Here is a 9556-nt window from a genome sequence, read left to right as displayed (position 1 = left end):
TTCTTCGAAGAGCAAGGCCACACCCGTGTAGCCTCCAGCTCTTTGATTCCGGGCAACGACCCAACCCTGCTGTTCACTAACGCGGGGATGAACCAGTTCAAGGACTGCTTCCTGGGCCAGGAAAAACGTGCGTACACCCGTGCGACCAGCAGCCAGAAATGCGTGCGCGCCGGTGGCAAGAACAGTGACCTGGAAAACGTCGGTTATACCGCTCGTCACCACACGTTTTTTGAAATGCTGGGTAACTTCAGCTTCGGTGACTATTTCAAGCACGACGCGATCACCTACGCCTGGACCTTCCTGACCGGTGTCCTGAAACTGCCCAAGGAAAAACTCTGGGTAACCGTCTATGCCACGGATGACGAGGCTTATGACATCTGGACCCAGCAGATCGGTGTGCCTGCCGAACGCATGATTCGCATCGGCGACAACAAAGGCGCGCCGTACGCGTCCGATAACTTCTGGACCATGGGCGATACCGGCCCGTGTGGTCCTTGCACCGAGATTTTCTACGATCACGGCGACCACATCTGGGGTGGCCCACCGGGTTCGCCGGAAGAAGATGGCGACCGTTACATCGAAATCTGGAACAACGTGTTCATGCAGTTCAACCGCACCGCCGACGGCGTGTTGCATCCGCTGCCAGCGCCATCGGTAGACACCGGCATGGGCCTGGAGCGGATCAGTGCGGTGATGCAGCACGTGCATTCCAACTATGAAATCGACCTGTTCAAGAACCTGCTGAGCGCTTCGGCCCAGGCGATTGGTTGCAGCAATGACGACCAGTCTTCGCTCAAGGTGGTTTCCGACCACATCCGTTCGTGCGGTTTCCTGATCGCCGACGGCGTGCTGCCGTCCAACGAAGGTCGCGGCTATGTACTGCGCCGGATCATTCGTCGCGCGTGCCGTCACGGTAACAAGCTCGGCGCCACTGGCAGCTTCTTCTACAAGATCGTTGCCGCGCTGGTGGCCGAGATGGGCGAAGCCTTCCCGGAACTCAAGCAGCAACAAGCCAACATCGAGCGCGTGCTCAAGGCTGAAGAAGAGCAGTTCTCCAAGACCCTGGAGCACGGCCTGAAGATTCTCGAGCAGGATCTGCTGGAACTCAAAGGCACCGTGGTGCCGGGCGACGTGGTGTTCAAGCTGTATGACACCTACGGTTTTCCGATGGACCTGACGGCTGATATCGCCCGCGAACGCAACCTGACGGTCGACGAAGTCGGCTTCGAGCGCGAGATGGAAGCCCAGCGTGTGCGTGCGCGTTCGGCAAGTTCGTTCGGCCTGGACTACAACACGCTGGTCAAAGTTGACGTGGCGACTGAGTTCACCGGCTATAAAGCCACCAGCGGTTCGGCGAAGATTGTCGCTATCTATAAAGAAGGCCAGTCGGTCGACGTATTAAGTGAAGGCGAAGAGGGCGTGATCGTCCTCAATCAGACGCCTTTCTACGCTGAGTCCGGCGGCCAGATCGGCGATTGCGGTTATCTGCAAGTCGGCAGCAGCCGTTTCGACGTGCGTGATACCACCAAGACTGGCGGTGCTTTCCTGCATCACGGTGTGGCGGTGTTGGGCAGCCTGACCATCGGCGCGCCGGTTGAGACCCACGTCGATGCCGAGGTCCGTCACGCCACTTCGCTGAACCACTCGGCGACGCACTTGCTGCACGCCGCATTGCGTCAGGTGCTGGGCGAACACGTTCAGCAGAAAGGTTCGTTGGTCGACAGTCAGCGTCTGCGCTTTGACTTCAGCCACTTCGAAGCGATCAAGCCTGAGCAGTTGAAGGCCCTGGAAGACATCGTCAACGCTGAGATCCGCAAGAACTCCGCGGTTGAAACCGAAGAAACCGACATCGAAACCGCCAAGCAAAAAGGCGCCATGGCGTTGTTTGGCGAGAAGTACGGCGACAACGTGCGCGTGCTGAGCATGGGCGGCGACTTCTCCGTCGAGCTGTGCGGTGGCATCCACGCCAAGCGTACCGGCGACATCGGCCTGCTGAAAATCATCAGCGAAGGCGGTGTGGCTTCCGGCGTGCGTCGTATCGAAGCGGTCACCGGCGCCGCGGCGCTGGCATACTTGAACGCTGCGGAAGAACAACTCAAGGAAGCGGCTAACCTGGTCAAGGGCAGCCGCGACAACCTGATCGACAAGCTGTCGGCTGTGCTGGAGCGCAACCGTCTGCTGGAGAAGCAACTCGAGCAGTTGCAAGCCAAGGCAGCCAGCGCGGCGGGCGACGATCTGTCGGCTTCTGCACTGGATGTCAAAGGTGTGAAAGTGCTGGCCGTGCGTCTGGACGGTCAGGACGGCAAGGCGCTGCTGGCGCTGGTCGATCAATTGAAGAACAAACTCGGCCGCGCAGTGATCCTGCTCGGCAGTGTCCATGAGGAAAAGGTCGTTCTGGTTGCAGGCGTAACCAAGGACCTGACTGGCCAACTCAAAGCCGGTGATTTGATGAAGCAAGCCGCTGCGGCAGTGGGCGGGAAGGGCGGTGGTCGTCCGGACATGGCGCAGGGCGGTGGTGTAGACGCTGGCGCGCTGGACGCGGCATTGGCCCTGACTGTTCCATTTGTAGAGCAGGGTTTATAAGGCGGTTTGCCGAACCCGTGGTCTAGTGACGGGTTCGGCAACTGTTTGAGTGATTATTGGGCGCCCTTCATGGGCAGAGGCGGCTTTGAAATGGCTTTGATCGTACAGAAATTTGGAGGCACCTCGGTCGGCACCGTCGAGAGAATCGAGCAGGTCGCCGACAAGGTTAAGAAATTCCGCGATGCTGGCGATGACCTGGTGGTTGTGCTGTCTGCAATGAGCGGCGAGACCAACCGTCTGATCGATCTGGCCAAGCAAATCAGTGGTGACGGTCAACCGGTTCCGCGTGAGCTGGACGTGATTGTTTCCACCGGTGAGCAGGTGACGATTGCCCTGTTGGCCATGGCGCTGATCAAGCGCGGCGTGCCAGCGGTGTCCTACACCGGTAACCAGGTGCGGATTCTGACGGACAGCGCGCACAATAAAGCGCGTATCTTGCAGATTGACGATCAGAAGATTCGTGGTGATCTGAAGGCAGGTCGCGTAGTAGTTGTCGCCGGTTTCCAGGGCGTCGACGAGCACGGCAATATCACCACCCTCGGTCGTGGCGGTTCCGACACCACCGGCGTGGCACTGGCAGCAGCCTTGAAAGCTGATGAATGCCAGATCTACACCGATGTGGATGGCGTCTACACCACCGACCCACGCGTCGTGTCCGTGGCCCAGCGCCTGGACAAGATTACCTTTGAAGAGATGCTGGAAATGGCCAGCCTCGGTTCCAAGGTGTTGCAGATCCGTGCGGTGGAATTCGCCGGCAAGTACAACGTTCCGCTGCGCGTACTGCACAGCTTCAAGGAGGGTCCGGGCACCCTCATTACTATTGATGAAGAGGAAACCATGGAACAGCCGATCATTTCCGGCATCGCTTTCAATCGCGATGAAGCCAAGCTGACCATCCGTGGCGTGCCAGACACCCCGGGTGTTGCGTTCAAGATTCTTGGGCCGATCAGTGGCGCGAACATTGAAGTCGACATGATCGTGCAGAACGTTGCGCACGATAACACCACCGACTTCACATTCACCGTACATCGCAATGACTTCCAGGCCGCACAAACCGTGCTGGAAAACACCGCTCGCGAGATCGGTGCCCGTGAAGTCGTGGGTGACATCAAGATCGCCAAGGTCTCGATCGTCGGCGTCGGCATGCGTTCTCACGCCGGTGTGGCCAGCCGCATGTTCGAATCCCTGGCCAAGGAAAGCATCAACATCCAGATGATTTCGACGTCGGAAATCAAAGTCTCCGTCGTGATTGAAGAGAAGTATCTGGAACTGGCTGTGCGCGCTCTGCACACGGCTTTCGAACTGGACGCGCCTGCCCGTCAGGGCGAGTGACGTTTACCGAAGGGCGCGGTCTGACCGCGCCCTTCGTCTTTTTTGAATAGCGCGACCCAGGAACTGTTCTTTTGCTCGCGCTGGTCAATACTCAGGCATGTAGGGCTGCGATCGTAACGGTTGTAGGTCGAGTGCCTTTTTTTTGCAGACTGTTGTCCCTGAACTGTAATGCGTGAGGAGAAAGGTATGCTGATTCTGACTCGTCGGTGCGCAGAAAGCCTGATTATTGGTGATGGCGAAATCACCGTGACCGTGCTCGGCGTCAAAGGAAATCAAGTGCGTATTGGCGTTAACGCGCCTAAAGAGGTTGCTGTTCACCGTGAGGAAATCTACTTGCGGATCAAGAAAGAGAAGGACGACGAACCAAGCCATTAATTTTTATCGTTTTTTATGTTTGCAAACGGGGAAAAGGTTGGTTAAGATACGCCCCGTGTTGCGGAGAGCTGGCCGAGTGGCCGAAGGCGCTCCCCTGCTAAGGGAGTACACCTCAAAAGGGTGTCGGGGGTTCGAATCCCCCGTTCTCCGCCATTATTTGCGTAGTACGTTGTAATCTGGCTTCTTCGGTAAGTTGTTGAAATTACTAGAAAAAGTGTTTGACATAGAGATTAGACGGCCTATAATGCGCGGCAACAAATGCACTCGTAGCTCAGCTGGATAGAGTACTCGGCTACGAACCGAGCGGTCACAGGTTCGAATCCTGTCGAGTGCACCATTTAAGAGTTGTTTGCAGTAATGCGAGCGACTTTGCTTCAGCCAGTTGTGGTCTGGTTTAAAAACACAAAATGCACTCGTAGCTCAGCTGGATAGAGTACTCGGCTACGAACCGAGCGGTCACAGGTTCGAATCCTGTCGAGTGCACCAAACACCAAAAAGCCCGCGTTTAACGCGGGCTTTTTGCCGTCTGGGATTTGGCTTTTCCTTTGACGCATCCTCTCTCATCAAAATCAACGTGAGCACTTCGGCCTCGCTTGAGGTCATACCGGTAGCCCGTGGCTGAATTGCGAATACTGATCTTGTCCGGCTTGCCGAGCGAGCTCTCAACATCCTGCTGACTCATCCCGGCCACGACGCGCTGATTGATGATCGCTTCGCGACGTTGTTTGGCGTCGATCATATTTCCACATTTATCCTCGGATTGGCCGACAACGGTCATTTCCTTCTGTTGCGCATGTGTGCCTGGGGTTTCCTGGGGTGTGGCTTCGGGCATGACTGCAACGATGGTGCCTGGCATGAATGGGCGCACATCCTGAAGTGAAAGGCTCTCTCCGGCCCTGCAGCTCATCGTAGTGAAGGTAATGCGCCCATCAGCTGTCTCGCATCGGTGAATGGTTGCGGCAAGGGCCTTGGGCGGCAGGTAGAGCAGGGTGGTGAGTAAAAGAAGGTGTGTGTTCGATGGCATTCGGCGTCCTCCATGACGTTCTGGTTGAAGGGTAGTCGCTACATATTCAGGCTGCGGTGTGTTTTCTTTTCAGGATGAGTCGTCGCAATTTGATGGATAAGGGCAGCGCTCAGGTTTGTCTTGCAAGCGCTTGTTTCAACCACGATTTTTTAACGTTTTAAAGCGTCAGGCGGTGTATCATTGCGCCCGTCAGCCCCGCCGGGGCTTATGGAAAACCTCCATGGACTTACCCAGTAGTTACTCAGTACCCCGTTTTTCCAATCATGAATTGACTGATTGATCCTTCCGGCGTGCCCCGCTGCTGGGAGTGGAGTTCGCCTATGTCCGAAGTTGAAGTAAAGAAAACGCAGGAAAGCTTGCAGGACCGCCTCGCTCAAGTCGTTGAGCTGTTGCAGCGTCAGCGTGTGGTCGAAGACCTGACGCATCGCCAGGAAGGTCCGCATCACGACCGGGTCGAGAACCTGGTTCACCGGCAAAACCTCGTCGAGTTGCAACGCAAGCTCGATGATCTGCACTCCGCCGACGTTGCCTACATCCTTGAAGCCTTGCCGCTGGACGATCGTCTGACGCTTTGGCAATTGGTCAAGGCTGATCGTGACGGCGACATCCTTCTCGAAGTATCCGATTCGGTTCGTGAAACGCTGATCGCCGACATGGACGATCACGAGCTCCTGGCTGCGGCCAAGGACATGGACGCCGACGAACTCGCTGACCTGGCCTCCGAGCTGCCGCGAGACGTTGTCCATGAGTTGATGGAAACCCTTGATGGTCAACAGCGTGAGCGCGTTCGCTCCGCGTTGTCCTATGACGAGGAGCAAGTCGGTGCGCTGATGGACTTCGAGATGGTGACTATCCGTGAGGATGTCAGTCTTGAAGTGGTTCTGCGCTATCTGCGTCGTCTTAAAGAGTTGCCGGGGCATACGGACAAATTGTTCGTGGTTGACTACGACGGCGTGCTCAAGGGCGTGTTGCCGATCAAGCGGTTGCTGGTCAACGACCCGGATAAACAAGTTGCTGATGTCATGGCCAGTGATCCGGTGAGTTTCCACCCGGACGAAGATGCCTATGACGCTGCTCAGGCGTTTGAGCGTTACGACTTGATCTCTGCGCCTGTGGTCGACAAGAACGGCAAGCTGATCGGCCGTCTGACCATCGATGAAATGGTCGACCTGATTCGTGAAGAGAGCGAAAACGAAGTTCTCAACATGGCGGGTCTGCGCGAAGAAGAAGACATTTTTGCGTCAGTCTGGAAATCCTTGCGTAACCGCTGGTCCTGGCTGGCGGTCAACCTGGTGACTGCGTTTGTAGCTTCCCGGGTGATTGGTCTGTTCGAAGGCTCTATCGAGAAGCTGGTGGCACTCGCGGCATTGATGCCGATCGTGGCGGGCATTGGCGGTAACTCGGGTAACCAGACGATCACCATGATCGTTCGGGCCATGGCGCTGGACCAGGTCAGTACCGGCAATACGTCGCGCTTGATGCGCAAAGAGCTCGCGGTCGGTTTGATCAATGGTTTGGTGTGGGGTGGTGTAATTGGTGTCGTCGCCTATCTGCTGTATGGCAGTTGGTCCCTGGGCGTGGTGATGACGGCAGCGATGACGCTGAACCTGCTGCTGGCGGCATTGGCCGGGGTATTGATCCCCATGACCCTTGCACGTATGGGGCGCGACCCGGCAATGGGCGCCAGTGTGATGATCACGGCCATGACCGACAGTGGCGGGTTCTTCATCTTCCTTGGGTTGGCGACAATCTTCCTGCTCTGAGTCGTATTACAAGACCCGCCAGATTGGCGGGTTTTTTTATGCCTCAAATTCAAGGCAAAAAAAAGCCAGCGATTATGCTGGCTTGAATTTTTTGGGGTAAATCAGGACGCGTCTGCGGCCATTTCAGCGTCATGAGCAATCAGCGAAACAAGGGCATTTTGCTGGCGGTGGGAGAGTTGGCGGAAACGTTGCAGCAGTTCACGTTCGTGCAACGACAGCTCCGGGCTGTCCAGGCGCATGCTCAGCTCTTCGCCCAGTGCACCTTCCTGAATAAGACTCTGCTCAAGGCGCGCAATGATCTCGGAGTTCATGCTGCGATGATGATTGCGAGCCACCTCGGCAATGCGTTCACGCATTCCGTCTGGCAGACGTACGACGAACTTGTCAGCCGTACGGCTGGAATAAATTGCCTGTTTCAATGGGCGCATATATTTAACCGGTTAGTTCAGGGGAGCGGTTCTCGGGATTGGCCGCAGGATGTCTGATAGGACAAGCACTCTGGCCAAATGTTCAACCTGAATTGATAGAGGCTCGCATCATGCCTCAAATTTGCCAGTTCATTGGCGTCAATTCTGTGACAAATATTGAACTGGATAAAGGCGTTATGCCAGCACCAATTATCAGAAATGCGGACTGGTTTGAAAAGTTTGCTCTGGTCCGCATCACTGGCCGCGTCCTCTTGCCCGGCAGGTGATGTCCAGAGGCGCCTGGAGGTGCATGCTATGCGGATTCGATTATCATTCCTTACCTTGTATAGGATAGTGGCAAATGGCCGATTTGCTAGAGGCGAAGCACAGTGCGAGATGATTTCGGGATGGATGGCAGATTGATTTATCTGATGGGTCCTTCCGGATCGGGTAAAGACAGCCTCATTCAAGCGGCTCGCGAACCTTTGCAAGCACTGGGGTGCGAAGTGGTGCGGCGTGTGATCACGCGTTCGGCCGAATCCGTGGGTGAAGATGCCGTGGGAGTTTCTCCGGCAGAGTTCGAGCGGCGCAGGGAGGAGGGGGGCTTTTCGCTTTCATGGCGTGCTAATGGCCTGGCTTATGGTATTCCCGTCGAAATTGATCAATGGCTCCGCGATGGTCGACATGTGCTGGTCAATGGCTCTCGAGGTTATCTGCCCGTCGCCCTGGAGCGTTATCCGGAGTTGGTACCGGTATTGCTGACGGTCAAGGATGACGTATTGCGTGAGCGGTTGTTGCGGCGGGGGCGCGAGAACCTGGAAGAGATCGACGCCAGGATCCGGCGCAATGGACTATTTGTAGCGGACGATTCGATTGGTCATGCGCGTATCCATCGAATCGATAATTCCGGCGAATTGGCTGTCACGGTTAACAATCTCTTGAATCTGCTGACGCTCAGCGTAAAACCGGATCAAATTTGATCCGTCGACCGGCGATCAGCGCCAACACGAACAGCGAAGCGAACACGCCGCACGCAATCAACGGCACGGTAAGCGTTGCTTCCTGAACCAAACAAAGATGAAGAATGCCGCTCAACAAGGCCAGGATAAAAAATCCGGCGGCTGATTTGGACATGTGGTGCTCCTGGTAGGGAATTCAAAATACCAATCGTTCGGAGGAGGGCGCCTGTAGCAGAGTGCTCTCTTGGCTAACATCCTGGCTTACCCAAACCTGCTGATCACTCATGACCGCCAATTGAGGCGCTTTCTGCAACTGGAGGTAATGGGGCATGCGCTTGGCAACCACTTCGGAGTCCCTCTCGGGAATGAATTGAAAGCCAAGCAGCAAAGCCAGGGCGATCGCATTCGAGAGTAAAAGGGCGCCGTTCATGGGGTTATCCTCCATTGTTCTTGGAGAACAGCTGAAGCAGTCTGCATGCCAAGAGTCTAACGCCTATTAAATCCTTTAAAAACAATGAATTAGCATTAAATCTCTGAGGGTCCGTAGTGCAATTTGCAATGATGGCGTTTTGGGGTGATGCAATTTGCACGGTAATCAATGCCGTGGGAGCGGTAGGCGTTTGCCTACACTTAAAAAGCCTAAGGACGACATGACAAAAGCAGGCCTGCCCGTTAACATGCTCGCCGTCATCGTGCCGCGGTCCTCGCGGGCGATCTTGTGTCTCAGTAGCTCAATTGGATAGAGCATCCCCCTCCTAAGGGGAAGGTTGGCAGTTCGAACCTGCCCTGGGACACCACCTCCTTACAAATCCACTTCGTTCAGTCCGAATCCTCTTTCTGGAATCCAATCGCATCCTGTGGGGATATTGGGTCTGGATGCGTTTCTGCGGCTGCTTTCGAGTGGTTGCGGATTCCTTCTATATAGAAGCGCTTCTTTATAGAGGGGATTGGGGCTGTTTTCGGGGCTTTTGCAGGTTCCTGATAGAAAAGCTGAATCAGGGGTTGACGGCAGATTCTAGAAGTCTATAATTCGCCCCACTTCCGGCGCAGTCGAAACGGAAAACTCCTTGGTAAACAAAGAGTTACGCAGGTTTCGGCAGTGAGTTGCTTCAG

At 55.6% G+C, this 9556-nt stretch carries 9 protein-coding genes and 4 tRNA genes; 9 read left to right on the top strand and 4 right to left on the bottom strand.

Going from position 1 to position 9556, the window contains the following annotated elements:
• The 6 genes from alaS to ACIOYV_RS21410 all read left to right on the top strand — a co-directional run.
• A partial coding sequence (alaS, locus tag ACIOYV_RS21435; RefSeq protein WP_401326821.1) for an alanine--tRNA ligase occupies positions 1-2583 on the top strand: 2583 nt, incomplete at its 5' end.
• Between the two features lie 90 nt (positions 2584-2673).
• Positions 2674-3915 (top strand): aspartate kinase, encoded by a 1242-nt coding sequence (locus tag ACIOYV_RS21430; RefSeq protein WP_054044740.1) that lies wholly within the window; start codon positions 2674-2676, stop codon positions 3913-3915.
• 186 nt (positions 3916-4101) lie between these two features.
• Positions 4102-4290 carry a carbon storage regulator CsrA gene (csrA, locus tag ACIOYV_RS21425; protein ID WP_003178872.1) on the top strand — a complete coding sequence of 63 codons (189 nt, stop codon included), beginning with the start codon at positions 4102-4104 and terminating at the stop codon, positions 4288-4290.
• A gap of 62 nt (positions 4291-4352) precedes the next feature.
• A tRNA-Ser gene (locus ACIOYV_RS21420) sits at positions 4353-4443 on the top strand.
• A 107-nt stretch (positions 4444-4550) separates the two neighbouring features.
• Positions 4551-4627: transfer RNA gene (locus ACIOYV_RS21415), tRNA-Arg, on the top strand.
• A 72-nt stretch (positions 4628-4699) separates the two neighbouring features.
• Positions 4700-4776 (top strand) — tRNA-Arg (locus ACIOYV_RS21410).
• Between the two features lie 19 nt (positions 4777-4795).
• Here the strand turns inward: ACIOYV_RS21410 and ACIOYV_RS21405 are convergent.
• Entirely contained in the window at positions 4796-5314 is a 519-nt protein-coding gene (locus ACIOYV_RS21405; RefSeq protein WP_401326818.1) for a cell envelope protein SmpA, read from the bottom strand.
• Positions 5315-5634: 320 nt separating this feature from the next.
• On the opposite strand from ACIOYV_RS21405, the gene mgtE reads away from it, so the two are divergent.
• On the top strand, positions 5635-7077 hold the full coding sequence (gene mgtE / locus ACIOYV_RS21400) for a magnesium transporter (protein WP_054044736.1): 1443 nt from the start codon (positions 5635-5637) through the stop codon (positions 7075-7077).
• Positions 7078-7178: 101 nt separating this feature from the next.
• Here mgtE and ACIOYV_RS21395 read toward each other — a convergent pair whose 3' ends face one another.
• Positions 7179-7505, bottom strand: coding sequence for an Arc family DNA-binding protein (locus ACIOYV_RS21395; protein ID WP_003178899.1), 327 nt, complete (start codon positions 7503-7505; stop codon positions 7179-7181).
• A gap of 386 nt (positions 7506-7891) precedes the next feature.
• Here ACIOYV_RS21395 and phnN point away from each other — a divergent pair, with 386 nt between their 5' ends.
• Complete coding sequence (gene phnN / locus ACIOYV_RS21390; protein ID WP_401326815.1) at positions 7892-8464, top strand: phosphonate metabolism protein/1,5-bisphosphokinase (PRPP-forming) PhnN; 573 nt, start codon at positions 7892-7894, stop codon at positions 8462-8464.
• Here the strand turns inward: phnN and ACIOYV_RS21385 are convergent.
• Both ACIOYV_RS21385 and ACIOYV_RS21380 read right to left on the bottom strand, forming a co-directional pair.
• Positions 8439-8618 carry a PA3371 family protein gene (locus ACIOYV_RS21385; protein WP_401326813.1) on the bottom strand — a complete coding sequence of 60 codons (180 nt, stop codon included), beginning with the start codon at positions 8616-8618 and terminating at the stop codon, positions 8439-8441. The two genes, phnN and ACIOYV_RS21385, sit on opposite strands and share 26 nt — an antisense overlap.
• A gap of 21 nt (positions 8619-8639) precedes the next feature.
• The gene (locus tag ACIOYV_RS21380; protein ID WP_401326810.1) at positions 8640-8873 is read right to left on the bottom strand and encodes a hypothetical protein; all 234 of its coding nucleotides are present in this window, start codon (positions 8871-8873) and stop codon (positions 8640-8642) included.
• Between the two features lie 290 nt (positions 8874-9163).
• Between ACIOYV_RS21380 and ACIOYV_RS21375 the strand changes: the two genes are divergently transcribed.
• Positions 9164-9240: transfer RNA gene (locus ACIOYV_RS21375), tRNA-Arg, on the top strand.
• Positions 9241-9556: the final 316 nt, after the last annotated feature.

Source organism: Pseudomonas sp. NPDC087342, from assembly GCF_044744265.1.
Classification (GTDB): Bacteria; Pseudomonadota; Gammaproteobacteria; order Pseudomonadales; family Pseudomonadaceae; genus Aquipseudomonas; species Aquipseudomonas nunensis.
Note: the sequence above shows the minus strand (reverse complement) of the source record. Positions and strands in the feature narration are given on the sequence as shown.